Source organism: Massilia aquatica, assembly GCF_011682045.1.
Lineage (GTDB): Bacteria > Pseudomonadota > Gammaproteobacteria > Burkholderiales > Burkholderiaceae_D > Telluria_A > Telluria_A aquatica.
On the sequence record NZ_VVIW01000004.1, the window covers coordinates 260,565 to 286,411 of the forward strand.

At 62.4% G+C, this 25,847-nt stretch carries 21 protein-coding genes; 9 read left to right on the forward strand and 12 right to left on the reverse strand.

Annotated elements, in window-relative coordinates:
• The first annotated feature begins 13 nt into the window (after window positions 1-13).
• Window positions 14-1,246, forward strand: coding sequence for a TerD family protein (locus F1609_RS09800; protein WP_167076256.1), 1,233 nt, complete (start codon window positions 14-16; stop codon window positions 1,244-1,246).
• Between the two features lie 47 nt (window positions 1,247-1,293).
• On the opposite strand, the gene creD is transcribed toward F1609_RS09800, so the two are convergent.
• The 3 genes from creD to creB all read right to left on the reverse strand — a co-directional run bounded on the left by creD (window position 1,294) and on the right by creB (window position 5,440).
• On the reverse strand, window positions 1,294-2,706 hold the full coding sequence (gene creD / locus F1609_RS09805; RefSeq protein WP_167076257.1) for a cell envelope integrity protein CreD: 1,413 nt from the start codon (window positions 2,704-2,706) through the stop codon (window positions 1,294-1,296).
• 605 nt (window positions 2,707-3,311) lie between these two features.
• A complete protein-coding gene (gene creC, locus F1609_RS09810; protein ID WP_167076258.1) occupies window positions 3,312-4,742 on the reverse strand; it encodes a two-component system sensor histidine kinase CreC in 1,431 nt (476 codons plus the stop codon).
• Complete coding sequence (gene creB / locus F1609_RS09815) at window positions 4,739-5,440, reverse strand: two-component system response regulator CreB (protein WP_167076259.1); 702 nt, start codon at window positions 5,438-5,440, stop codon at window positions 4,739-4,741. The genes creC and creB overlap by 4 nt, the downstream gene beginning before the upstream one ends.
• 217 nt (window positions 5,441-5,657) lie before the next feature.
• On the opposite strand from creB, the gene F1609_RS09820 reads away from it, so the two are divergent.
• From F1609_RS09820 to F1609_RS09830, 3 genes are all read left to right on the forward strand, one after another.
• Window positions 5,658-6,353 (forward strand): PEP-CTERM sorting domain-containing protein, encoded by a 696-nt coding sequence (locus tag F1609_RS09820; protein WP_167076260.1) that lies wholly within the window; start codon window positions 5,658-5,660, stop codon window positions 6,351-6,353.
• A gap of 138 nt (window positions 6,354-6,491) precedes the next feature.
• Window positions 6,492-7,778 carry an HlyD family secretion protein gene (locus F1609_RS09825; protein ID WP_167076261.1) on the forward strand — a complete coding sequence of 429 codons (1,287 nt, stop codon included), beginning with the start codon at window positions 6,492-6,494 and terminating at the stop codon, window positions 7,776-7,778.
• A gap of 44 nt (window positions 7,779-7,822) precedes the next feature.
• The gene (locus tag F1609_RS09830) at window positions 7,823-9,988 is read left to right on the forward strand and encodes a peptidase domain-containing ABC transporter (RefSeq protein ID WP_167076262.1); all 2,166 of its coding nucleotides are present in this window, start codon (window positions 7,823-7,825) and stop codon (window positions 9,986-9,988) included.
• Between the two features lie 93 nt (window positions 9,989-10,081).
• Here the strand turns inward: F1609_RS09830 and rpsJ are convergent, their stop codons facing one another.
• The 8 genes from rpsJ to F1609_RS09870 all read right to left on the reverse strand — a co-directional run bounded on the left by rpsJ (window position 10,082) and on the right by F1609_RS09870 (window position 17,264).
• Window positions 10,082-10,399: a 30S ribosomal protein S10 gene (gene rpsJ / locus F1609_RS09835; RefSeq protein ID WP_005663509.1), complete on the reverse strand. Its 318-nt coding sequence runs from the start codon at window positions 10,397-10,399 to the stop codon at window positions 10,082-10,084.
• A 112-nt stretch (window positions 10,400-10,511) separates the two neighbouring features.
• On the reverse strand, window positions 10,512-11,717 hold the full coding sequence (tuf, locus tag F1609_RS09840; RefSeq protein ID WP_167076263.1) for an elongation factor Tu: 1,206 nt from the start codon (window positions 11,715-11,717) through the stop codon (window positions 10,512-10,514).
• 79 nt (window positions 11,718-11,796) lie between these two features.
• Entirely contained in the window at window positions 11,797-13,902 is a 2,106-nt protein-coding gene (fusA, locus tag F1609_RS09845; protein ID WP_167076264.1) for an elongation factor G, read from the reverse strand.
• 132 nt (window positions 13,903-14,034) lie between these two features.
• Window positions 14,035-14,505, reverse strand: coding sequence for a 30S ribosomal protein S7 (gene rpsG / locus F1609_RS09850; RefSeq protein WP_054265804.1), 471 nt, complete (start codon window positions 14,503-14,505; stop codon window positions 14,035-14,037).
• 127 nt (window positions 14,506-14,632) lie between these two features.
• Complete coding sequence (gene rpsL, locus F1609_RS09855; protein WP_025603541.1) at window positions 14,633-15,016, reverse strand: 30S ribosomal protein S12; 384 nt, start codon at window positions 15,014-15,016, stop codon at window positions 14,633-14,635.
• 372 nt (window positions 15,017-15,388) lie between these two features.
• Window positions 15,389-16,132: a M48 family metalloprotease gene (locus F1609_RS09860; protein ID WP_167076265.1), complete on the reverse strand. Its 744-nt coding sequence runs from the start codon at window positions 16,130-16,132 to the stop codon at window positions 15,389-15,391.
• 180 nt (window positions 16,133-16,312) lie between these two features.
• Window positions 16,313-16,900 carry a hypothetical protein gene (locus tag F1609_RS09865; RefSeq protein ID WP_167076266.1) on the reverse strand — a complete coding sequence of 196 codons (588 nt, stop codon included), beginning with the start codon at window positions 16,898-16,900 and terminating at the stop codon, window positions 16,313-16,315.
• Window positions 16,881-17,264 (reverse strand): hypothetical protein, encoded by a 384-nt coding sequence (locus tag F1609_RS09870; protein ID WP_229421766.1) that lies wholly within the window; start codon window positions 17,262-17,264, stop codon window positions 16,881-16,883. Before F1609_RS09870 ends, F1609_RS09865 begins: the two co-directional genes overlap by 20 nt.
• A 247-nt stretch (window positions 17,265-17,511) precedes the next feature.
• Here F1609_RS09870 and F1609_RS09875 point away from each other — a divergent pair, with 247 nt between their 5' ends.
• Window positions 17,512-19,326, forward strand: coding sequence for a phosphoethanolamine transferase (locus F1609_RS09875; protein ID WP_167076267.1), 1,815 nt, complete (start codon window positions 17,512-17,514; stop codon window positions 19,324-19,326).
• 95 nt (window positions 19,327-19,421) lie between these two features.
• On the opposite strand, the gene F1609_RS09880 is transcribed toward F1609_RS09875, so the two are convergent.
• On the reverse strand, window positions 19,422-21,041 hold the full coding sequence (locus F1609_RS09880) for a MutS-related protein (RefSeq protein WP_229421768.1): 1,620 nt from the start codon (window positions 21,039-21,041) through the stop codon (window positions 19,422-19,424).
• Between the two features lie 220 nt (window positions 21,042-21,261).
• Here F1609_RS09880 and F1609_RS09885 point away from each other — a divergent pair, with 220 nt between their 5' ends.
• From F1609_RS09885 to F1609_RS09900, 4 genes are read left to right on the forward strand one after another with little or no spacing between them, the layout of a single operon-like run.
• Window positions 21,262-22,530, forward strand: coding sequence for an efflux RND transporter periplasmic adaptor subunit (locus F1609_RS09885; protein ID WP_167076268.1), 1,269 nt, complete (start codon window positions 21,262-21,264; stop codon window positions 22,528-22,530).
• A 21-nt stretch (window positions 22,531-22,551) separates the two neighbouring features.
• Complete coding sequence (locus F1609_RS09890; protein WP_167076269.1) at window positions 22,552-23,268, forward strand: ABC transporter ATP-binding protein; 717 nt, start codon at window positions 22,552-22,554, stop codon at window positions 23,266-23,268.
• 9 nt (window positions 23,269-23,277) lie between these two features.
• Window positions 23,278-24,591 (forward strand): ABC transporter permease, encoded by a 1,314-nt coding sequence (locus F1609_RS09895; RefSeq protein WP_167076270.1) that lies wholly within the window; start codon window positions 23,278-23,280, stop codon window positions 24,589-24,591.
• Window positions 24,592-24,608: 17 nt separating this feature from the next.
• Complete coding sequence (locus tag F1609_RS09900) at window positions 24,609-25,847, forward strand: ABC transporter permease (protein ID WP_167076271.1); 1,239 nt, start codon at window positions 24,609-24,611, stop codon at window positions 25,845-25,847.

Here is a 25,847-nt window from a genome sequence, read left to right on the forward strand (position 1 = left end):
AAAGGACCACAACGTGACACATTTTTCGCGCGGACAAAAAGGCAAGCTGGCCGACCTGGGCTTGAGCGCCCCCTTCACCGTCATGGTCGATATCGACACGGCCGGGCTGGTGGTCGACATCTCCTGCTTCGGCCTGGACGGCAGCGACAAGCTCTCGGACGAACGCTACATGGTGTTCTACAACCAGCTGGCCAGCCCCGCCAATGAAATCAAGATGACCCTGGCCGGGCGCGCCGCCAGCTTCGCGGTCAACCTCGACGCCTTGCCGGCCTCGATCGCCAAGCTGGTGTTCGTGGCCGCGATCGACGGCAACGGCACCATGCGCAGCGTGGGCGCGAGCAGCATCAAGCTGGGCGAGGCGGTGCAGTTCCCGTGGTCGGGCGCCGACTTCCAGGATGAAAAAGCCGTCATCGTCGGCGAAATCTATCGTAAAGACGGCATCTGGCGCTTTGGCGCCGTCGGCCAGGGTTTCAATGGCGGACTGTCGGCCCTGCTCAAGCACTTTGGCGGCACCGAGGCTGCGCCGACGTCGGCGCCAACGCCACCGGCTGCGGTGCCTCCGCCACCGGCGCCACCACCGCACAAGCCGGTGTCGCTGTCGAAAGTCACGCTCGACAAGCGCGGCGACAAGGTTTCGCTCGACAAGCGCGGCGGCAGCCAGGGTTTCGGCCGCATCCACGTCAACCTGAACTGGAACCGTGGCGCCGCCCCCGGGGCTGCGCCCAAGCAAGGCTTTTTCTCGCGCCTGACCGGCGGTGGCGGCAACAAGGGCGTCGACCTCGATCTCGGCTGCATGTACGAACTGGCCGACGGCCGTCCGGGCCTGGTGCAGGCGCTGGGCAACGCCTGGGGCGACTTCGACCGTCCGCCATACATGCGCCTGGCCGCCGACGACCGCACCGGGCAATCGAGCGACGGTGAAAACCTGAGCATCAACGGCGACCATTTCAACGACATGAAGCGCGCCCTGATCTTCGCCTTCATCTACGACGGCGCACCGAACTGGGCCGCCACCGACGGCGTGGTGACCATCAACATGCCCGACCAGGCGCCGATCGAAGTACGGCTCGACCAGGGCGGCAACCAGATGATGTGCGCGATTGCCATGATCGAAAACCGGGGCGGCAGCATGCAGGTGACCAAGCTGGCCGAGTACTTCTCGCAGGTCGGCCGCGAAAGCGCGCACGAACTGATGGACCGCCGCTTCGGCTTCGGCTTGCGCTGGACCACCGGCACCAAAGACTAAGCGTTGAAGCCGCCGGACCTGCGCAATGCGGGCCCGGCGGCGGTTTTTTACGACACCACCGTGACCGGCTCCGCGTCGCTCTTGCCGACCTGGTACCAGTCGACCTTGCGGGTTGCCACCATGATCGCGCCCAGCACGGCGAACAGCAGGATACTTCCCAGCATCAGCGCATTGTTCTCCGACACCAGCAAGCCATACAGCGCGCCGTAGAGCACGGTCAGCGCCACGCCGAAACCCAGTCCGCGCTGCCAGTTGCGCAGCACAAAACTCAGATAAAAACCCAGCAGCAAGATGCACGCCGTGCTGGCGATGGCATACGCGACGATGAACTGGATATGTTCCGACAAGCCCACCAGCAACAGGAAGAACAGCACCAGCGCCATGCCGACCAGCAGGTACTGCACTGGGTGGATTGGCAGGCGCTTGAGGATTTCGAAGATGAAGAAGGCGGCAAAGGTCAGCGCCACGAACAGCAAGCCATACTTGGTGGCGCGCTCGGCCAGCGAATACACATTCACCGGTTCGATGAAGGCCACGCTGAAGCGGTCCACCTGCACCGCCGCGCGTGCCGCGGCGACTTGCCCGGCCGGCACGGCATCGGCGTTGGCCGCCCCGTTTTGCAAGGCGAGCAACTGCTGCTGGGCGGCAGTCGACAAGGACGAAATCGCCCAATTGGCCTTGAAGCCGTCATCGTTGATGACGCGGTCCTTGGTCGACGGCAAGAAGTTACCGGCGAACTGAGGATGCGGCCACTTCGACGTCAGGCTGATCTGGTTATTGCGTCCGACCGGGGCAAAATGCTGGCGTTCGATGCCGTCCAGGCCGAGGTTGAAGGCGAACGGGACGCGCGCGGTCTGTTCGAGGTCCATGGCCGGCAGGTCGGCATGCAGGCCGCTGCCGAGGGCGATGGAACCGGTGCCCTGCTGGAATTCGATCGACTGCTTGCCCCAGGCGATGGTGGGGATATTCCGGATCCCGCGCACATCCTCGATGCCGACGGCGATGCTGACCTGGCCGAGCGTGATGCGCGAGAGCGAGTTAGCACGCGGCAGCGCCGATTTCAGCGGCAGGTCGAAGTCGCCCGTCAGCTTGTGCTGGCCGCTGTAGAACAGCACCCGGTGGATGCCGCGATAGCGGTAATCGGTATCGAACTTGCCTTCGACGTTGAGCTGGTTCGGAAACACCAGGTGCACGCGGCTGACCGAGCGTTTCACGGTTTCCGATTTGCTGGCATCGTTGGCGGCGGGAACAGTGACGTCGAACTCGTCGGTGTAGGGAATGACCATGACCGGCCCGACGATCGACTGTTCGCGCACCGAATCGGCGGCGATGCTGGCGACCGCCTGGGCGCGGAAATCGCTGCGTTCGCTGATGGTGCTCTGAATCATCGCCAAAGGCAGGCAGATCAGCACAGTGAGCGCCAGGATGGCGAGTATCTTGTACAACAGTGTTTTTTGCATGGAAGCTCCCGATTGGTGATGGCGCCAGTGTAGGGAGCGTGTGTGCGCTGGGTATGCGCTGAATGTGCGTTGATGTGCGGTGGATGTGAAGCAGGAAAGAAAGCTGTTTTAGCGTGCGAAACCAGGCAGCTTGCTGGCTAAAACGTCACCAGGAAATTTTAGCCAGCCAAACCTCATTATTCTCAGTCGAATCAAGGAAACTATTTATGGGTCATGAGGTAGACTGCGCGCCCCAATGCAACTCCCTATCTATGCTGGTCTGTTAACAATCAAGTCTGCGAGATGAGATACACGGCTTTACCAATGGTGCCCCCAGCGTGCTCGGCCATCAGATAAAGCAATACCCCTGCAATTCCGTTCAAGAAATACTGCATCAGGACAGGTAAAGCACTAATGAAAGCAGATAGATCTCTACATATTCCATTCATGATGACCCTCTCCATTAACGGCCACTCGTTTATACCCAAAATACCATAAGCAAGCTTATTTGCTCACTCAGCGTTGAAGTGTAGGCCGAAGTAAAATATGCACTTTGTCAAAAATCCATTTGCGTATTTTAGTTGACTAAAATCAACGTGCGCGGATAACTCTCTTTGACGCGAAGGTTAAGAAACCAAAACAAGTGGCAGGCGCAGTTCGGCGCATACGCCACCAGGCTCGGCGTTCTCGACGCTCACTCGGCCGCCGTGCAGCGCCATCACCTCGCGCACGAAGGGCAAGCCCAGACCCGTGCTTTTCGCGCCATCCGGACGCGGCAGCGAGTAAAAGCGTTCGAACAGCCGCTCGCGCGCGAACTCGGGAATGCCGCTACCGCAGTCGCTCACGCTGATGATCACCTCGTCCCCCAGCGTCTCGGCGCGCAGCGTGATCACGCCGCCCGGCGGCGAAAAATCGATGGCGTTGTCGAGCAGGTTGCCCACCGCCTGGCGCAGCAGCAGCGGGTCGCCCTTGACGATCAGGTTGTCGATGAAGGTTTCCAGGGTCAGGCCGCGCGCCAGCAAGCGCGCCGACACATCGGCCCGCACTTCCCCGGCCAGGCTGCGCAGCGCGACCGTCTCCGGCGCACTCAGGCGCTGCTGCTTTTCCACCCGGATCAGGGCCAGCAGCTTGTCGATCAGCTGCTTCTGGCGCAGGTTCTGGTTCAGGATATTGTTCAGGAAATGGCGGCGCTCGGCGTCCGGCATGTCTTCCTGCATCAGCTCGGCCGAACCCTGGATCGCCGCGATCGGGCTCTTGAGCTCGTGCGCCAGGGTGTGCATCAGCTCTTCCACGTATTCCTTGCCTTCGAGCTTGTTGCGCATCGCTTCAAGCGCGCGCCCGAGCGTGCCGATCTCGTTGTTGCCGAGCGCCGGCAAGGTGGCCTTGCGGCCCGCCTCGACATCGGCGATGTACAGCATCAGCACGCGCAGGGAGCGGTTGAGCCAGTAGGCGAAGGCCATCCCGATCAGCAGCGACAGCACCAGCAGCAGCGCGCCGCGCGTGAGGATGATGCGCTGGCTGCGTTCGACAAAGGGTTGCACGGTCGAGACCGGCTTGGCGACGGTCAGCACGCCGATGATCTGCTTGCCGTCCATGATTGGCGCGGCCACGTGCATCACTGCGTTGCTGTCGTCGGAGTAGACGTCGCGCGTGCTGCGCGCGCCGTACTCGCCGCGCAGGGTCAGGTAGACATCGTTCCAGCGCGAATAATCCTTGCCGACATCCTTGCCGCTGGAGTCGAAGGTGACTTGCCCGTTCACATTGGTGATGTAGACGCGGTAGTTCAGGGCGCGCTTGTTCAAGCCGTCGATGGAGACGTCCACATGGCGCCGTCCGAACGATTGCAGGCGCGCCAGCACTTGGGACTCGTCCAGATGCCCGGCCTTGACATCGTCGGCGACGACCTCGGCCAGCAGGTGGGCGGTGTCGACCAGGGTGTCTTCGAGGGTGGAGCGCACGCCCGGCTTGACCTGGGCCACGAACACATTGAGCAAGAACCACGCCGCCAGCCCGACAATCAGAAAATAGCCGAGCAGGATGCGCAGGCCGATTCTCATGTGCCTGCCAGGCTGTAGCCCATGCCACGATGGGTCTGGATCGGGTCGTCGGCGGGGTCGACCAGGCGCAGCTTGGCGCGCAACGACCTGACATGGGCGTCGACGGTGCGGTCGAGCGTATCGGGCGCGTCGGCCCAGACCCGGTCCATCAGCTGCGCGCGCGAGAGCACGTGGCCGGGACGCTCGCACAGGGCCTTGAGCAGCAGGTATTCGTAGCGGGTCAGCTCGAGCGCCTGGGCGCGGTACAGGATGCGCGCCTCGGCCTCGCGGATCTCGAAGCGGGCGGCGGGCACGCTGAAGGCAGCGGTCGCGGCGCCCGGCGGCGCCAGGCGGCGCAGCACGACCCGGATGCGCGCCACCAGCTCGCGCGGCGAGAACGGCTTGGTGACGTAATCGTCGGCGCCGATCTCGAGCCCGACGATGCGGTCGATCTCGTCGCTGCGCGCGGTCAGGAAGATCACCGGGGCGTTGCAGAACTGGCGCAGCTGGCGGCACACCTCGAAGCCGTTCATGTCGGGCAGGCCGACGTCGAGCACCACCAGCGCCGGCAAGGTGGCCGGATCGCTCTCGCGCATGGCCTGCAGCGCCTGCGCGCCCAGGCTCACGTGGCGCGGCACGAAGCCGTCGGTGCGCAGGGCGTAGGCGATGCTGTCGGCAATGGCCAGCTCATCTTCGACTATCAGGATCGTTACGGGCATGCGCGGGTTTCAAGAATGGTCATGGCGACAGTATCCGGGGCCGGGCCGGACCAGTCAACCGGCGGAACAGCAGCCTGCTTGTCGGAAAACCTTACAGATGCTCACGAAATTTCTTCATAGAAAATCCTAAGCTGATGATACCAAACGATAATTTCCAAATGGTATGTTTTTTGCTTGAACACGATGCCATCTTAACCAAAGTATAAGAAAGAATATCTTGTCTTCAACATCATTCTTCGCAATCGCCCTGCTCGCCTCCGCCTGGATCTCCAGCGCCCACGCCACCATCCTCACCACCACCTCGCGCGGGGTGGTCAGCAGCGTGGTCCAGAACACGCTCGATGACTTCGGTCCGGGCAATCTGGCCGGCAGAGCATTCCAGATGACGCTCACCTTCGACGACAGCAGCGCCACCCGCAACAGCTACCTGAACCAGTATGAAGGGTTGTACGGCATGAATCTGTTCAGCGCCCGCATCACGGTCGACGGCGTGACGCGCCACTACCAGCGTACCGGCAATTTCCAGCAACAGACCGCCAACGGCGCCTCAGCCCCGAGCCCGTTTGGATCGGACCAGGCCTTTGCCGGCGTGAACTGGACCACGCGCGAGGAAAGCCTGTACGCCTACCACGGCATCGAATCGGCGGAGCACTTGTTTGCCGGGGCCAATGCCAGCCTGACCACGCCCTTCTCGGCCAAGCTGCGCCCCGACCTGTATGAGTACATGAGCAAGCAGGCGCAGTTCGGCCATGCCGACGTCGCCTCGGGACGCTCGATCGTGTTCTATGGCGAGATCGAGGAGTTTTCGATGAGTACCGTGGCGGCCGTGCCGGAACCGGCCAGCCTGGGCTTGCTGGGCCTGGGCGCGCTGGCGATGCTGGGCGCACGCCGCCGGTCGCGATCGGTCCGATAGCGCCAGCGAGCCAGCGCCTGGTTTGCGCTGGCTCAACGTTATGACAGGACGGTGTTGGACCGGCGCGAATATGGGCCTGCTTGAATTGCCTTAAGTAAATATGCATGCAAGGATGACGACTCCATCAACGGAGTTTCCATGCCTGATCCGTCATCGCCCGCCCAGGCACAGCCATCCCCGCCGCGCCCCCTGTTCCGCCTTCAGGCGCTGGAGCACGCCGGCTCCCGCCAGTACGGCCAGGTCATCCTGGCGCGCGCGCCCGGCCAGCGCACGCTGACGATCCTGTTCGCCGCACTGGCGCTGGCCATCGTGGCCTTTTTCTTTTGTTTCAGCACCACGCGCAAGGCCCAGTCGCAAGGATTGCTGCTGCCCACGGGCGGGGTGATCCGCGTGATCCCCGGCCGCGTCGGCGTGATCATGGAAAGGCGCGTGCGCGAAGGCCAGCAGGTTGCCGCCGGGGACGTGCTGTTCGTATTATCGGGAAAACGCACGATCGCGGCGGCCGGATCGACCGAGCAAACCGTGGCCGCGCTGTTGCACCAGCGGCGCGACAGCTACCGCGCCGAGCTCGACAAGGTGATCGCGCAAGCCGCCCAGCGCAGCGGCGCGGCGCGGCGGCGGGTGGACGATATCGGCGCCGAACTGGCGCGCGTGGTGGAGCAGATCGCGCTGCAGGAAGACCGGCTGGCCCTGGCGCGCGAAGCGTTCGGCCGTTACGAGGGCCTGGCCCGGACCAACTATATATCGCCCAACCAGTTAAGCGACAAGCGCGCCGAACTGCTCGACCAACGCCAGCGCCTGGCCGAACTGGTGCGTATCAAGACGGTGACCGAACGCGCCGCCAGCGAAGCGCGCGCGCAGATGCAGGACATCGCGCCGCAGGCGGACCGTGAACGCGCAGCCCTGGAGCGCAGCATGCGCGCACTCGAACAGGACCTGGCCGAAAACCAGGCGCAAAGCGACATCGTGCTGCGCGCCCCGATCGACGGCGTGCTCACCGCGCTTGGCGGCGACATTGGCCAGACCGTTACCCCGGAGACCGGCCTGGCTGCCATCCTGCCGGCCGGCGCGCAGCTGGAAGCGGAGATCTACGTGCCCTCGCGCCTGATCGGTTTTATCAAGCCGGGCATGGCGGTCTCGCTGCGCTACGCGGCCTTCCCCTATCAGAAATTCGGCCAGCACACAGCGCGCGTGCGCGATGTGGCGGACACCTCGTCACGCCCGGCCGACACCGCCCTGGCGTCGACGGGCGCGGCCGAACCGATGTACCGCCTGCGCCTGACGCTGGAGCGGCAGTCGGTGCAAGCCTACGGCAAGCCGGTGCCGCTCAAGTCGGGCATGCTGGTCGACGCCAGCATCGCGCTCGACCATCGCCGCCTCTACGAGTGGGTGCTGGAACCCCTGTTCACCATTTCCGGGCGTTGACGGGCGGCCCGGACCGACCGCGTTCTCACGATATCGGAACCACCATGCATTTCCACGAACGCCTGCAACACGCTTTCTGGCCCGGCAAATCGCTGCCCATCCTGCTCCAGACCGAGGCCGCCGAATGCGGGCTGGCCTGCCTGGGCATGGTCGCCAGCTATTGGGGACACCGGGTCGACCTGGCCAATCTGCGCCGGCGTTTTTCGGTCTCGCTCAAGGGCGCCACCCTGCGCAGCCTGATGACCATGGCGCAAGCGCTGGCGCTGCAGCCGCGTCCCCTGAAACTCGAGCTGGACCAGCTGGCGCAGCTGAAACTGCCCTGCATCCTGCACTGGGACCTGAATCACTTCGTGGTCTTGACATCGGTCTCGGCGACCCACGCCGTCGTTCACGACCCGGCGGTCGGCATGCGCCGCCTGCCTTTACCGGAATGCGGCAAGCACTTTTCCGGCGTCGCGCTTGAATTGCTGCCGTCGCAGCAATTCAAGCCGCACAATGAGACCCAGCAATTCTCACTGTATTCGCTGATGGGCGGCGTGACCGGCCTGAAGGGCGGCCTGGCGCAGATCCTGGTGCTCGGCCTGGTGCTGCAGGTGTGCGCGCTGGTGGCGCCCTTCTATATGCAATGGATGATCGACGAAGCGCTGCTCTCGGCCGACCGCGACATGATCACGGTATTGGGCTGCGGCTTTCTGCTGCTGGTGCTGCTGCAAACCGCGGTCGGCGCGGTACGCTCGTGGGTGACCACGGTGCTGTCGACCAATCTGAACGTCCAGTGGCTCAGCAACGCCTTCGGCCACCTCATGAAACTGCCGCTGTCGTATTTCGAAAAGCGCCACACGGGCGACATCGTGTCGCGTTTCAGTTCGATCCGCGCGATCCAGGAAAGCCTGACCACCCAATTCGTCGAGGGGATCATCGACGGTTTCCTGGTGCTGGGAACCCTGGCCATGATGATTGCCTACAGTGGAAAGCTGTCGGCGCTGGCCTGCATCGCGGTACTCATTTACATCGCCATGCGCTGCGCGATCTTCCGCAGCCTGCGCGAAGCCAACGCCGAACAGATTATCCACGCCGCGCGCCAGCAGACGCATTTTCTCGAATCGGTGCGCGGAGTGCAGAGCATCCGCCTGTTCGGGCGCCACGATGCGCGCCACGCGGGATGGCTCAATACCCTGGTCGACCAGGTCAATGCCGAACTGCGGATCGCCAGGATGGGGGTGTCGTACCAGAGCGCGAATACGTTTTTGTTCAATACCGAAAGGGTGATCGTGATCTGGATGGCGGCGCTGCTGGTGCTCGACAACCGCTTTTCGGTGGGGATGATTTTTGCCTTCATCAGCTACAAGGACCAGTTCAGCAACCGCATGGCCAGCCTGGTCGACAAGGTGTTCGAATTCGCCATGCTGCGCCTGCACGGCGAGCGCGTGGCCGATATTGTCCTCTCGGCGCCGGAAGAAACAACGGCGGAATGCGAAATCGATCCGGCCTCGGTCTCGCCATCGGTCGAGATGCGCAAGCTGTCGTTCCGCTACGCCGACGGCGAACCGTTCATCCTGCACGACCTGGACCTGACCATCCCCGCCGGCCAGTGCATCGCGGTGACAGGGCCATCCGGCTGCGGCAAGACGACCTTGATGAAACTGTTGCTCGGGCTACTGGAGCCGACCAGCGGCGAGATCCTGATCGGCGGGGTCAAGCTGGGCCAGCTGGGCTTGTCGAACTACCGCCGGATGATCGGCACCGTCATGCAGGACGATCATCTGTTCGCCGGCTCGATCTCCGACAACATCAGCTTCTTTGCCGAAACGCGCGACGAGGAGCGGGTCCAGGGCAGCGCCCAGGCCGCCGCGCTGCATGCGGACATCATGGCCATGCCGATGGGCTACAACACCCTGGTCGGCGACATCGGCACCGGCCTGTCCGGCGGACAGAAGCAGCGCCTGCTGCTGGCGCGCGCGCTGTACAAGACGCCGCGCCTGCTGGTGCTCGACGAAGCCACCAGCCACCTCGACGTGTGGAACGAAGTGGCGGTCAATGCCTCGATCCGGCAACTGAACCTGACCCGCATCATCGTGGCGCACCGGCCGGAAACCATCGCCATGGCGCAGCGGGTGGTGGTGTTGCAGCAGGGGGCGATCTGCCAGGATGTCGTCCAGGAAAGTGCACAGGAGAATGTGCTGGATGAGGCCGGCAAGCTGTGCGCGTAAACGCATCAGGGCCGGGTCCGTTCGCTGACAGCGAACTCGCCCGGCCCTGACTCGCCCGCGCATATCAATGCGCTGGCGGCAACACTGCAATGATTATTGCAGTTTGATTTCGACGTCGACGCCAGCTGGCAGGTCCAGCTTCATCAGCGCGTCAACGGTCTTGTCCGTTGGGTCCACGATGTCCATCAGACGCTGGTGCGTACGGATTTCGAACTGGTCGCGCGAGGTTTTGTTGACGTGCGGCGAACGCAGGACGTCAAAACGCTGGATGCGGGTTGGCAGTGGGACTGGGCCTTTGACAACAGCGCCGGTACGCTTGGCGGTGTCAACGATTTCCAGTGCGGACTGGTCGATCAGCTTGTAGTCGAACGCTTTGAGGCGAATGCGGATTTTCTGGTTTGGTGCGGACATGGTAATTCCCTTAAAAAGAACGAACCGGCATGAAGCCGGCGATATGAATTTTTTGCTTGGGCACATCAGGCAAGAAAGCAAGTATACCTGCTTTCCTGCCTTTGACTACGAATTACTTACCAGCGACTTCGCTGAGAATCTTTGCAACAACACCTGCACCAACGGTACGGCCACCTTCGCGGATTGCGAAACGCAGGCCTTCTTCCATCGCGATCGGGTTGATCAGCTTGACGGTGATCGACACGTTATCGCCTGGCATAACCATTTCTTTGTCCGCTGGCAACTCGATCGAACCAGTCACGTCCGTGGTACGGAAGTAGAACTGTGGGCGATAGTTGTTGAAGAACGGAGTGTGACGGCCGCCTTCGTCTTTCGACAGGACGTAGATCTCACCGGTGAAGTGATTGTGCGGCTTGATCGAGTTTGGCTTGGCCAGAACCTGACCACGCTGGACGTCTTCACGCTTGGTGCCGCGCAGCAGCAGGCCAACGTTGTCGCCGGCTTGACCCTGGTCCAGCAGCTTGCGGAACATTTCCACGCCGGTGCAAGTGGTCTTGACGGTGTCGGAAATGCCGACGATTTCGATTTCTTCGCCGACTTTAACAATACCGCGCTCGATACGGCCGGTCACAACGGTACCGCGACCCGAGATCGAGAACACGTCTTCGACTGGCATCAGGAATGCACCGTCGATTGCGCGCTCTGGCGTTGGGATGTAGGTGTCCAGCGCTTCGGCCAGAGCCATGATCGCGACTTCGCCCATTTCGCCGGTGTTGCCTTCCAGAGCCATACGTGCCGAACCCTTGATGATTGGCAGGTCGTCGCCTGGGAACTCGTATTTCGACAAGAGCTCACGCACTTCCATTTCAACCAGTTCCAGCAGTTCTGCGTCGTCGACCAGGTCGCACTTGTTCAGGAACACGATGATGTAAGGAACGCCAACCTGGCGTGCCAGCAGGATGTGCTCGCGGGTCTGTGGCATTGGGCCGTCAGCTGCGGAGCAAACCAGGATCGCGCCGTCCATCTGTGCCGCGCCGGTGATCATGTTCTTGATGTAATCGGCGTGGCCTGGGCAGTCAACGTGAGCGTAGTGGCGGTTAGCCGTTTCGTACTCGACGTGGGCGGTGTTGATGGTGATGCCGCGTGCTTTTTCTTCCGGTGCCGCATCGATCTGGTCGTATGCTTTTGCTTCGCCGCCGAATTTCTTCGACAGAACGGTTGCGATCGCAGCCGTCAGGGTGGTTTTACCGTGATCGACGTGACCGATGGTGCCCACGTTGACGTGCGGCTTGGTCCGTTCGAATTTACCTTTTGCCATTTTGATCTTCCTTTAAAGACTATTTTTACAATTTTTGTTCGATGAGCAGGGCCGCACTTATGGCGCGGCCCTGACTGAATTACTTGGCCTTGGCCGTAACGATTGCGTCAGTCACGTGCTTAGGCGCTTCCGAATAGTGCTTGAATTCCATCGTGTAGGTAGCACGGCCTTGCGTTGCGGAACGCAGCGAGGTCGAGTAACCGAACATTTCGGACAGTGGCACTTCGGCTTTGATGATCTTGCCGCCGCCGCCTGGAATCTCGTCCATGCCCTGCACCATACCGCGGCGGGACGACAGATCGCCCATCACGGTACCGGCGTAGTCTTCCGGCGTTTCCACTTCCACGGCCATCATTGGCTCGAGGATGACTGGCGATGCTTTACGGCAGCCATCTTTGAATGCCATCGAAGCGGCCATCTGGAACGCGTTTTCGTTCGAGTCCACATCGTGGTACGAACCGAAGAACAGCGTGACCTTGACGTCGACCACTGGATAACCAGCCATCACGCCGGCGTTCAGCGTGCCGCGCACACCCTTTTCAACCGCAGGGATGTATTCGCGTGGAACGGTACCGCCCTTGATCGCGTCGACGAATTCGAAACCTTTACCGGCTTCTTGCGGCTCGATCTTCAGGACAACGTGACCGTACTGACCACGACCGCCCGACTGCTTGACGAACTTGCCTTCGGATTCTTCGCACACCTTGCGGATCGTTTCGCGGTAAGCCACTTGTGGCTTGCCGACGGTCGCTTCAACGCCGAATTCGCGCTTCATGCGGTCAACGATAATTTCCAGGTGCAACTCGCCCATACCACCGATGATGGTCTGGCCCGATTCTTCATCGGTTTTTACGCGGAACGAAGGATCTTCCTGTGCCAGGCGGTTCAGCGCCAGGCCCATTTTTTCCTGGTCAGCCTTGGTTTTTGGCTCAACAGCCTGCTGAATCACCGGCTCAGGGAAGACCATTTTTTCCAGCGTGATGATCGACGATGGATCGCACAGGGTTTCGCCCGTGGTCGCGTCTTTCAGGCCGACCGCGGCAGCGATATCGCCGGCGTGGACTTCCTTGATTTCTTCGCGCTGATTCGCGTGCATCTGCAAAATACGGCCAAGACGTTCTTTCTTGTTCTTGATCGGATTGTAGACGGTGTCGCCCGACTTGATCATGCCCGAGTAGACGCGGAAGAAGATCAGCTGGCCCACGAACGGGTCGGTCATGATCTTGAATGCCAGCGCCGAGAATTTCTCGTCGTCTTCTGCTTTACGCGTGGTCGGCTGGTCATCTTCGTCCATACCCTTGACTGGCGGGATGTCGATTGGCGATGGCAGGTATTCGATCACGCCGTCGAGCATGGCTTGCACGCCCTTGTTCTTGAACGCGGTGCCGCACATCATCGGGACGATTTCCGACGCGATGGTACGCTGGCGCAGGGCGGCCTTGATCTCGGCTTCCGACAGGTCGCCTTCTTCCAGGTACTTGTTCATCAGTTCGTCGTTCGCTTCAGCAGCGGTTTCGACGAGCTTCAGACGCCACTCGGCAGCCTGCTCTTGCAACTCAGCAGGAATCTCGCGGTAGTCGAACTTCATGCCCTGCGACGCGTCGTCCCAGTAGATGGCTTTCATCTTGACCAGATCGACGACGCCCTTGAAGTTGTCTTCGGCGCCGATAGGAATCTGCAGCGGAATCGGGTTCGCTTTCAGGCGAGCACGCATCTGCTCGTAGACCTTGAAGAAGTTGGCGCCGGTACGGTCCATCTTGTTGACAAAAGCAAGACGTGGCACCTTGTACTTGTTCGCCTGGCGCCATACGGTTTCCGACTGTGGCTGAACACCGCCCACTGCGCAGTAAACCATGCAAGCACCGTCGAGTACGCGCATCGAGCGTTCAACTTCAATCGTGAAGTCAACGTGGCCCGGGGTGTCGATGATGTTGATGTGGTGCTCAGGGAAATTGTTAGCCATCCCTTTCCAGAAGCAGGTCGTTGCAGCCGAGGTAATCGTGATACCGCGTTCCTGCTCTTGCTCCATCCAGTCCATGGTGGCCGCGCCATCATGCACTTCGCCGATCTTGTGGTTCACGCCCGTGTAGAACAGGACGCGCTCGGTCGTGGTGGTCTTGCCAGCATCGATGTGAGCCGAGATACCGATATTGCGGTAGCGCTCAATGGGGGTCTTGCGTGCCATAATTATTCCTAAATCTTTTAATGGACAAAACCGAGCGGCATTTTGTGAACAAAATGAGCCCGGCCTCGAACAACAGATACATGGCCGCACCCGGGCTTACACAATCGTGCAAACCGGGGATTGGCCAATTGATTAGAAGCGGAAATGCGAGAACGCTTTGTTCGCTTCTGCCATGCGGTGAACTTCGTCCCGCTTCTTCATAGCACCACCGCGCATTTCAGCGGCTTCCATCAATTCGCCACCGAGGCGTTGCGGCATGGATTTTTCGCTGCGCTTGTTTGCGGCTTCGCGCAACCAACGCATGGACAGCGCCATACGACGAACCGGACGAACTTCAACTGGCACCTGGTAGTTGGCGCCACCGACGCGGCGGGACTTAACCTCGACCATCGGCTTGGCATTGTTGATCGCGGTTGCAAACACTTCGAGCGGGTCTTTGCCGGACTTTTGCTTGATGTGCTCAAATGCACCGTAGATGATGTTTTCTGCGACCGATTTTTTACCGGACAGCATCAGTACGTTGACGAATTTGGCGACATCTTGGTTACCGAACTTTGGATCTGGCAAGATTTCGCGCTTGGGTACTTCACGACGACGTGGCATATCAATTCCTTCCTATCTTCAGTTGAGCGCGCTGTGCGCACTCGCGGAGGCCATCATAGCCATCCACTTACTCGACCATTACGATCGGTTCAACTCGTTAAACTTCTAGTGAAAGCGGGGCGAAAAATTACTTCTTGCCTGCTTTAGCGCGCTTCGTACCGTATTTCGAACGAGCTTGCTTACGGTCTTTAACGCCCTGAGTATCCAGTGCACCGCGAACCATGTGGTAACGCACACCCGGCAAATCCTTAACACGACCGCCGCGCAGCAGCACGACACTGTGTTCTTGCAGGTTGTGGCCTTCACCGCCGATGTACGAAATGACTTCGAAACCGTTGGTCAGGCGAACTTTGGCGACTTTACGCAGAGCCGAGTTTGGCTTCTTTGGAGTCGTCGTGTATACACGGGTGCAAACACCACGTTTTTGCGGGCTGTTTTCCAGCGCCGGCGATTTGCTTTTCACGGTCAGAGCGACACGTGGATTGCGAATCAGTTGATTGATGGTTGGCATCGTTATAAATCCAACAAAATTACAACATGAATAACCCGGACAAACTGTCCGGGGACTAAAACGGAGTCCCGAGGACTGCGCAGGGGAGGCACCGACAGCCGCTCTGCGAGGAGCGGCGCTGAATGCGTAAACAATGCGCAGAATAAAATCGAGAACTCGCGAGTATAGACGCGAAGTGGCAGGCAGTCAAACAGTTTAACGCCTGGCAATGCGAATGTGGGGCGAAGATGCTAGGCGGGACGGGCGATGTGGCCGGGTTGAGACACCGGGAAGGGGTCTGACCCCGGTCTCTGACCAACGGTCGGCCCAACACAGCTGCAAGCGACACCGGGGTCAGACCCCCAACGGAAAAACCGGGGTCTGATCCCTCGATTACAGCTTGTCGGCGGCCGCTTTCATACGGTCGGCGCGCGCGTTCGAGCCCGGGTGGCTGGCCATCATGCTGCCTTCGCCCGACTCGCCCTTGGCCAGCTTGCGGAAGGCCGATTCCATGGCGCGCACGTCATATTTATGCTTCTGCATGAACTTGAAGCCATAGTCATCCGACGAGGTCTCGTCCGACTGCGAGAACTGGGCATTGCCGAAGGCCTTGATGGTTTCTTCGTTGGCCGCGACCATGCCGCCGATCTGGTTGCCGCTCGCGCCCGCCGCCTTGGTACCGGCCGACAGCAACAATGCTTTTTTCATCTGCGAGGCCGAGTGACCGAGCTTGGTGTGGCCGATTTCGTGGCCGATCACGCCGCGCAGCTCGTCGTCGTTCATCAGGTCCATCAGGCCGGTGTAAATGCGGATGCTGCCGTCCGGCGTGGCAAAGGCGTTCACTTCGGGCGACTGGTAGACCGCGAAGTTCAGCTTCAGGCCGTCTTCGTTTTCCAGGCCCTTGGTCAGCATCGCCAGGCGCTTGGCGTACTTGCTGCCGGCCGGGGCGACTTTTTCTTCCTTGTCCATCTGGCGCATCATCAGGCGCGAGCCTTCGATCACGTCCTTGTCGCTGATGGTGGCGGCCTTGGCCAGGTCCTTGCCTGCGCCGAGCATGCCGCCGAGGTCGATCGCCGGGGCGGCGCCCGCGGTCAGGATCAACATGGTCAGCGCGGCAATACGGATAGGGTTTTTCATGGATGTGCTCTCAGTCAGGTTATTAGTATACAAACATTGCCATTATAACAGTCTCGTGCATCACTCATGCCATTTTGATACCGCGACTTACCTCGCTGATAACACGATTGACAAATACACCGGGTAAACGAAGAACGCCCCGGATGCTATCCGGGGCGTTGCCATGCGCCATGCGGCAAACTACCTGGCGGGCCCGATATACGGTTTGAATGCTTCCTGCAGTTCGGGCGAGAGCTTGCGCAGGTCGATGCGCTGCTTCTTGATGTCGGCACGCAGTCGATCCGGGCCGCCGGCGGCACCTTCGAGCCGCTTGACCAGATCGGCGGCAAGCTGTTGCAGCACCTCATGCGGGATTTGTTTGGCATCGCGCACAGCGAAGGTTTCGCGTGCCGGGTCGCCATTGCACTTGCCGCCCGCTACCTGATACACGCCGCCGCCTTCTTCCTGCAAATACCGGCGCTGGCCGCGTTGCGGATGACGGCGCTGGAAATACCCGCTGGTGAGGTAATACGTCGCCTCGGAAGACTTGGCTTCGCCAAAAGTCCACTGGCGCGCGGTCCAGTTCTCGTTGTCGGCCATCTGGGTGCACAGGGCCCGGATCTCTTCAGATACCGGATCGAGTTTCAGCTTCGCCACGGGCAAGCGCAGGCCCAGGATCGGGTCCTGCACGAATTTGGGCGGCTGGTTGCTCTCGGCGGCGCCCGCAACGGCGCTCAATGCCGCCAGGACGACGGCCGCGCACAGGCGCTTAATAACGGTAGACGACATAAGCGGGCTTTTCTGCGCGGTATCCGGGACCTGCCCAGAAATCGGTTTGAACGAAATCGGAAATCCATTTGGTTCCGGTATATCCGGCCACATGCCCGTTGATATTACCGTTGGTATAAGGCTGCATGACCATCACATCGCCCTTGAGGAAATGGAAGCTGCCCGGGTCCTTGACCTCGATTTCGCGAAAACCGATTTGCAGCAGGACCGGACCGTAATTTTTTGCAGATGCGACATTCGGCGTCACAAAGGCGCCGCCGGCTTGCAGCGCTTTGCGTACATGGGTGGCGCACTTACCCTGCCCGAAGCCCGGCAGCGCATTGTCCTTCAAATGTTTTACAAATTTTTCCAAATCGAGTGCCATAGTCAGCCCTTAAACGATGTTGTTGTTTGCCAGATTGTCAGGGGCCAGCCAGGTTTCCGCTCATTGCCGCCCCAGAATAATGAACTTGTGAACAATATCATTATAACCAAACATTATTCAACTTATACAATATGCATTGTTGGAGGACTCGCTGCACGTCGCAGACAGGTATGCCAACTCGAATATTTGGCAATCAGAATGAAAAACCCCGGATAATGGCCAATTTCGCCGGCCCCACCTTTCCCTGATGCGACACCTGCTGCGCCCCGCCCCGCTGTACCTGCTGCTGACCTACGCGGCGCTGTCCGCTATCCCCTTCTTTCCCATGCTGCTGGGCAAACGGCTCGACCGTCCATGGCAGGTGCTCGGCATCGAAGCGGTGGCGTGGGTGGCGGTGTGGGCGCTGTTCAAGCGTCCCGCCTGGTTCCACTGGCTGCTGATTCCCGCCTTCCTGGCGCTGCCCACCGAGCTCTACCTGTTCAGTTTCTACGGCCAAAGCATTTCCACCCATCATCTGGGCATCATTGCCGAGACCAGTCCCAAGGAAGCGCTGGAGTTTCTCGGCAAAACGGTGTGGCTGATGCTGGCCGTCATGGCCGCCGTCATCGCCTGGTGGCTCACCTCCTTCCAGGCGGCCCGCCGCGCGCGCGAACTCGACTGGGACGACAGCTCGCGCTGGCTGACCCTGGGCCTGCTGGCCATCGGCGCCGGCCTGTGGGCCTACGGCCACGAATTCGGCGTTTCCCCGCGCACGCCCGCCGCCGCCAGGGCGTCCGCCAGCGCCAGCAAGGCCAGCGCTGGCATCGGCGCCGCCTGGACCGGCTGGAAGTCCGCCCCCCTGCCGCACTGGGCCGTGCTGCCGCTCGAATTCGGCGCCTTCGCGCAAACCTGGCCGTTCGGCATCACCGCGCGCGGGGTCGACTTCTATAAAGAACGCAAGCACCTGGCCGCACTGGTTGAGCGCAACAGCCACTTTCGCTTCGGCGCGCGCCAGGCCACGCCCGACGCCGAGCCCGAGATCGTGGTGATGGTGATCGGCGAATCGTCGCGCTTCGACCGCTGGAGCCTGAACGGTTACGCGCGCGAGACCAATCCCCTGCTGGGAAAAGAAAGCAACCTGGTGACCCTGCCCGACGTGATCACCTCGGTCTCGGCCACGCGCCTGTCGGTACCGGTGATCATTTCGCGCAAACCGGCCACCCAGAGCCTCAAGGACGGTTTCGCCGAAAAATCCTTCCTGACCGCCTACAAGGAAGCCGGCTTCAAGACCTACTGGCTGTCGAACCAGATCTCGTTCGGCGAATTCGACACGCCCGTGTCGGTATTCGCCAAAGAGGCCGACGTGATCCAGTTCCTCAACCTGGGCGGCTTTACCAACAGCTCGAACTTCGACCAGATCCTGTTCGACCCGCTGCGCGGCGCCATTGCCGACCCGGCCCCGAAAAAACTGATCGTGCTGCACTCGCTGGGCAGCCACTGGAACTACAGCCAGCGCTATCCCAAGCAGTTCGACCGCTGGCAGCCATCGCTGTTCGGCATCGACAAGCCGGTCTACAGCGACCCGGCGCTCAAGACGCAGCTCAATAACAGCTACGACAGCACGATTCTGTATACCGACTGGTTCCTGGCCAGCGTGATCGGGCAGCTCAAGGCGTCGCAGCAGCGCAGCGCCATGCTGTACGTGTCCGACCATGGCCAGGCGCTGTACGACAACAGCTGCAAGCTGGCCTTCCACGGCCACAATACCCAGTACGACTTCCACGTACCGGCGCTGCTCTGGTACTCCGACCAGTACCAGGCGCATTATCCGGGCAAGGTGGAACAGTTGCAGCGCCACCGGGGCGCGCGCCTGGCGACCGAGAACATGTTCCACACCCTGCTCGACCTGGCCGACATCCGCTATCCCGGCGAGCGCCTGGCGTGGAGTTTCGTGAACCCCGGCTTCGAGCAGCACAAGCGCTACGTCGACAGCTACGGCTGGAGCGACTACGACAACGCCACCTTCAAGGGCGACTGCCGCGAAGTGATCGACAAGGGCACGCCGCTCAAGCGCGAAAAATGAAAAAATTCATCGGCATCGGCCTGCGGCTCGTGTCCTGAGTTGGAAATTCGTTAATTATAAATATGGCGAAATCGTGCTGAGCACCGGCCGGGCCGCTACCCTGACACGGGAGCGCCGGCCAGCACCCCGTCGCAATCGCCCGGATGCGCCAGGTAGCCATCGAGCCAGTCGAACACCCGGCCCGCGCGTTCTTCGATGGCGCTGCCGAAGCCGCGCTGCGCCAGCAGGGCGATGCCGTTGGTATGGGCCAGCACGCCCGCTTCCAGCACCAGGCGCCCGTCCGCGTCCAGCCGCACGCACAGGGGCGCGAGCCGCTGCGCCAGCAGGGACGCCAGCACCAGGTTGTGCGACGAGACCATCACCAGCCCCTTGGCGGCCAGCACATCGAGCACCGCGGCCGCCGCCGACACCGATTCGAGGTGGTTGGTGCCCCTGAAAATCTCGTCAATGATGCAGATGCCCGGATGCGGCCCGTCGGCCGCCGCCAGCAGTTCCTGCGCGCGCCGCAGTTCGGCCATGTACAGGCTTTCGCCGCCGAACAGCGAATCCTCGCTCTGCATGCTGGTGTAGACCGGCAGGTCCGGCACGCTGGCCTTGTGCGCATAACAAAAGCCGAACGCCCGCGCCGCCACCAGGTTCACACCCACGGTGCGTAGCAAAGTACTCTTGCCAATGCCGTTCTGGCCCGAGATGAAGGCCCCGCCACCAGCCAGCCTGACCGACAGCGCCTGCGCCTGCGGCAGCAGCGGATGCACGGTCCCTTCCAGCGCCAGCGCGCCGTGCGCATGCCGTTCGGCCCAGCACAGGACCGGAGCCTCAAGCAGATGGCGCGCCAGCGCGATATCGGCTTCCAGCTCGCCCATCCGCGCAAAGCACGCGCGCAAAAAATCCAGATGGCCATGCACCAGGCGCACGCCCTTGTAGTAATGGTTCACGTTGTCGAGCATGAACCAGTCCAGGTAAGTGCGCGCGCCGGGCGTCAGCATCACCATGGGCGGACGCGACAGCTGGCGATTGAGCTTGCCCGCCGCCGCAGCCGCTTCGGCGAACGGCAGCAGCAGCGCATCGCCGCGCGCGCCCAGGATGCTGGAGGTCCGCAGCAGCATCTGCAGCGCGTTCATCGAGCGGTCCCATTCGTCCACCCGCTCGTAGTAGCGCATCTGGGTGCTCATTAACAGGTAGGCCACCACGCCGGTGGCCAGCCACGCGGCCGGCGTGACGATGACGGCGGCGATCGACGCCAGCAGCAGGATCGGCAGCGGCCAGGTCTTGCCTACCCACCAGGGCACGGGCGGCGCGGCGTCTTCGAACAGCAAGGTGGCGATTTCCTGTTCCGCATGGCGCAGCGAGGTACAGTCGCGGTGCAGCGCGGCCAGGCGCGCCGGCTCGCGCATCAATGCGCGCACCCGCTCGCCCACGGCGGCGCAGGCGGCGTCACCGAGCCCTGCGCGCAGGCGCCGGTACAGCACCTGCTGGCCAAAGATGCTGACCTCCTTCGATAACTGCGCGCGGTAGGTATCGAGCAGCAGGTCCTTCCAGGTGGCGTCGTCGAGCGCGCCGCGCGCCGGGTCCGCGCAGAGCCGGTGTAGCTGCGCCACGTCGCTGGCGACGAAACCATGGTCGACCGGCTCCCGGTCGGGAATCATCAGCAAAGCGCGCAAGTGGCTCGCCACCAGCACCCACAGGGCGGACAACTTCGAGACGAACGCGGACATACTGCCTTTCTGGCCTGCGGCGGCGCGGGTTGCGCTGCCTGCCTGCAAGATGTGGATAAATTGACAAAATGCAAGTCCGCACTGTCCGGCGCCTGTCCATACGCATTGTCCGGACAGCGCGGACAGGCGTTCACCGGTATTAAACCTCTTATGAATCAAAGACTTAATCCATGGCATGCTTCCTGCATTGGTGTTGTCATTTACTGTTCAGACAAGATCCATGATCCGAGATACCTCTTCCCAGGACGCCACCATCAGCGCGTCGCCGGCGCACAAGGCCAGGCGCCGCATCCTCGCCGCCGCACTGGTGCTGGGCGCGCTGGGCGGCGCGGCGCTGCTGCTGTCGGCCTGGCGCAGCAGCGAGCATGCGGTCAGCGCGGCGCGCCTGCGCGTGGCCGAGGTCACGCGCGGCACCCTGGTGCGCGACGCCTCGGTCAACGGCCGCGTGGTGGCCGCCGTCAGTCCCACCCTGTACGCCACGGCGCCGGCCACGGTCACGCTCAAGGTGGCCGCCGGCGACACTGTCAAGAAAGGCCAGGTCCTGGCCCTGCTCGAATCGCCCGATCTGTCGGACGCGCTCAAACGCGAGCAATCGAGCTACCAGCAGTTAGAGGCGGAAGTGGCGCGCCAGCGCATCCTGGCCAAAAAGCAGAAGCTGCTGGCCCAGCGCGAAGCCGACACCGCCGAAATCGACCGCCTGTCGGCCCAGCGCACCCTGGAGCGCTACGACAGCGTGGTCCAGGAAGGCATCATCGCCAAGATCGACTACCAGAAAGCCAAGGACGCGCTCAACTCGGCCGGCATCCGCGCGCGCCACGCCACGCAGGCGGCCGCGCTGGAAGGCGACGACGTCGGCCTGGCGCTGCAAACCAAGCTGGCCGAACTCGATCGCCAGCGCCTCTCGATGGCCAACGCCCAGCGCCGCGTTGATGAGCTGTCGGTGCGCGCGCCGGTCGATGGCTTCATCGGTACCTTGTCGGTGCAAAACCGCAGCGTGGTGGCGGCCAATGCGGCCCTCATGACCCTGGTCGACCTGTCGCGCCTCGAAGTCGAACTCGAAGTCCCGGAAACCTATGTCGACGACATGGGCCTGGGCATGAGCGCCGAGATCTCGCTCGGCAACGCCACCGCCACTGGCAAGCTGTCGGCCCTCTCGCCCGAAGTGGTCAAGAACCAGGTGCTGGCGCGGGTGCGCTTCGACGGCGCCCAGCCCAAGGGCCTGCGCCAGAGCCAGCGCGTCAGCGCGCGCCTGCTGATCGAAGAAAAGCGCGACGTCATCCTGCTGCCGCGCGGCCCCTTCGTCGAGAGCGAAGGCGGGCGCTTCGCCTACGTCGTGCAAGGCGGCGAGGCCGTGCGCACCCCGATCACCCTGGGCGCGACCAGCGTGTCGTCGGTCGAAATCGTCAGCGGCCTGAAACCGGGCGACAAGGTCGTCATCGCCGGCACCGACACCTTCGCCAACGCGGCCCGCGTCTCCATCACGAATTGAACTTCAACCAAAGGAAATCCCATGCTGCGCATGACCAACCTGAGCAAGGTGTACCGCACCCACATGATCGAAACCCACGCCCTGCGCGGCTTCGGCATCCACGTCGCCAGGGGCGAATTCGTTACCGTCACCGGTCCTTCCGGCTCGGGCAAGACCAGCTTCCTGAACATCGCCGGCCTGCTCGAAGAATTCACCGATGGCGAGTATGTGCTCGATGGCGTCAACGTCAAGGGCATGGACGACAACGCCCGCTCGCGCCTGCGCAATGAAAAACTGGGCTTCATTTTCCAGGGTTTCAACCTGATTCCCGACCTGTCCCTGTTCGACAATGTGGACGTGCCGCTGCGCTACCGGGGTTTTAACGCCGCCGAACGCAAGGAGCGCATCGAAGACGCGCTTTCCAAGGTCGGACTGGCATCGCGCATGAAGCATTATCCGGCCGAACTGTCGGGCGGCCAGCAGCAGCGCGTGGCGATCGCGCGCGCGCTGGCCGGCTCGCCCAAGCTGCTGCTGGCCGATGAACCGACCGGCAACCTCGATACGCAGATGGCGCGCGGGGTGATGGAACTGCTGGAAGAAATCAACGCCCAGGGAACCACCATCCTGATGGTCACCCACGACCCCGAACTGGCGGTGCGCGCGCAGCGCAATGTGCACATCATCGACGGCCAGGTATCGGACCTGGTGCGCGCGCCGTCCACCCTGGCCGGCGCCAAAGCGTCCGGCCAGGCCGCATAAGGAGCATCCATGTTTTCGTACTATCTTCTGCTGGGCGTTCGCAGCCTGCGCCGCAATCCGGCCCTGACCGCGCTGATGGTGCTCACGCTCGCCATCGGCGTGGCCGCCAGCGTCTCGACCCTGACCATCCTGCACGTCATGGCGGGCAATCCGATTCCGCAAAAAAGCGAGCGCCTGTTCGTGCCCAGGATCGACAATGGCCCGCTCGAAGGCTTCAATCCCGAGGACGAAGACCGCAGCGACCCGCAGGCCAGCTACACCGACGCCACCAACTTCCTCAAGAGCGGCCAGGGCGAACGGCGCGCAGTGCTGTATGGCGTGTCGATGCCGCTCGAGACCGAGCGCCGCGACCTGGCGGTGATGTCGGTCAAGGGCATCGCCGTGACGCGCGACTTCTTCGCCATGATGGACGTGCCTTTCCTGCACGGCCAGGCCTGGACCGACGCCGACGAACGGGCCGCTGCCGATGTGGTCATATTAAGCAACGCGCTGGCCGAGAAGCTGTTCGGCGCGGCCAACCCGGTCGGCAAGCGGATCCGCCTGAAAGACACGCAGTACCAGGTGGTGGGCGTGCTCAAACCCTGGCTGCCGGTACCCAAGTTCTATCGCCTGATCGGCAGCGGCGCCTTCGCCGACGAAGACGAGATCATGCTGCCCTTCGCCACCGCGATCCGGCACCGGACGGATCCGGAAGGCAGCGTCAGTTGCCTCGGCCGCGCCGAACCGGGATGGCAGGGCTTTCTCGATTCCGAATGCAACTGGATGCAAGTGTTCTTCGAGACCAAGAGCGCCGCCGGACGCGCCGAACTGCAGGATTACCTCGATAGCTACGCCGCCGAACAGCGCAAGCTGGGGCGCCTCAAGCGCAAGCAGCCGAACCGCCTGTACGACGTGATGCAGTGGCTCGAATACCGCAAGGTGGTGGCCAACGACAGCCGCCTGGCAGCCTGGCTGGCCTTCGGCTTCCTGCTGCTTTGCCTGGTCAACACCATCGGCCTGCTACTGGCCAAATTCTCGGTGCGCGCCTCCGAGGTCGGCATCCGCCGTGCGCTGGGCGCCTCGCGCAAGGAGATCTTTCGCCAGTTCCTGACCGAGACGGCCGTCATCGGCCTGGCCGGCGGCGTGCTCGGACTGGTGCTGGCCGGCGGCGCGCTGGCCCTGATCCGCACGCAGTCGAAGGAACTCAACGCCATCGCCAACATGGACTGGCAGATGCTGGGCATGACCTTCCTGATGGCGCTCGGCGCCGCCATGCTGGCCGGCCTGCTGCCGACCTGGCGCGCGTGCCAGGTCACGCCCGCCATCCAACTTAAATCGCAGTGATTTACGAAAGACCCGTCATGGAAATCCGTCCCATCCTGTCAGCGCTCATGCGCAGCAAAACCGGCGCCATCCTGGTGGCGCTGCAAGTGGCCATCAGCCTGGCGATCCTCACCAATGCGCTGCACATCGTGAGCGTGCGCCAGGAAGTGGCGGCGCGCCCGAGCGGCATTGCCGATGAGGCCAGCGTGTTCTACATACGCGTGCGCCACCTGGTCGAAGGCAGCCACGAGGAACAACTGGCGCGCCAGGAGCTTGAAACCAGGGCTTTGCGCGCCATCGGCGGCGTTACCTCGGTGGCGTTTGCCAGCCAGGCGCCGATGTCGCAGTCCGGCTGGACCACCAACCTGGCCAACTCGCGCACCTCGCGCAAGGACAGCGCTTCCGCCTCGATGTATTACACCAGCGATTCGCTGGTCAAGACCTGGGGCCTGAACCTGGCCGAAGGACGCGACTTCACACAGGCCGACGTGGTCGACATCGACGGCAATACCTCGCCCGACGAACTGTTTCCCAAGTCCGTGCTCATTACCAGGGCGCTGGCAGCCGCGCTGTGGCCGGGCTCGACCCAGGCGGTCGGCAAGACCGTCTATTTCGGCACCGGGGCGCAGGCCAACGCGGCCACCGTGGTCGGCGTGATCGACACGCTGCAAACCCAGAGCGCGGAAGTGGCGCCGCGCGGCGCCTACTCGCTGATCGCCCCGATGCGCAAGTCGTTCGGCGCCATCATGTACGCCGTGCGCGCCGAGGCCGGGCAGCGCGAGCGCGTCATGAAGGAGGCGGAAGCGGCCATGCGCGCCAGTAACCAGGGCCGCGCCATCATCAGCATGAAAGCCGTCGACCAGCACCGCAAGGAACGCTACCGGACCGACATGGCGCTGTCATGGATGCTGATCGTGGTCAGCGCGCTGCTGCTGCTCATAACCGCCAGCGGCATCGTCGGCATGGCCAGCCTGTGGGTCACCCAGCGCCGCAAGCAGATCGGCGTGCGGCGCGCGCTGGGGGCACGCCGGGCCGACATCCTGCGCTACTTCATCACCGAGAACTTCATGATCACCAGCGTGGGCGTGGCCTGCGGGGTGGCGCTGTCGGCCGCGCTGAACCAGCTGCTGGTAACCCAGCTCGCGATGGCGCGCCTGCCGCTGGCCTATCTGGTGGTGGGCGCGGGCGTGTTCTGGGTGCTGGGCATGGCGGCGGTGTACGGGCCGGCCTGGCGCGCCGCCTCGATCTCGCCGGCCAGCGCCACCCGCAGTGTCTGA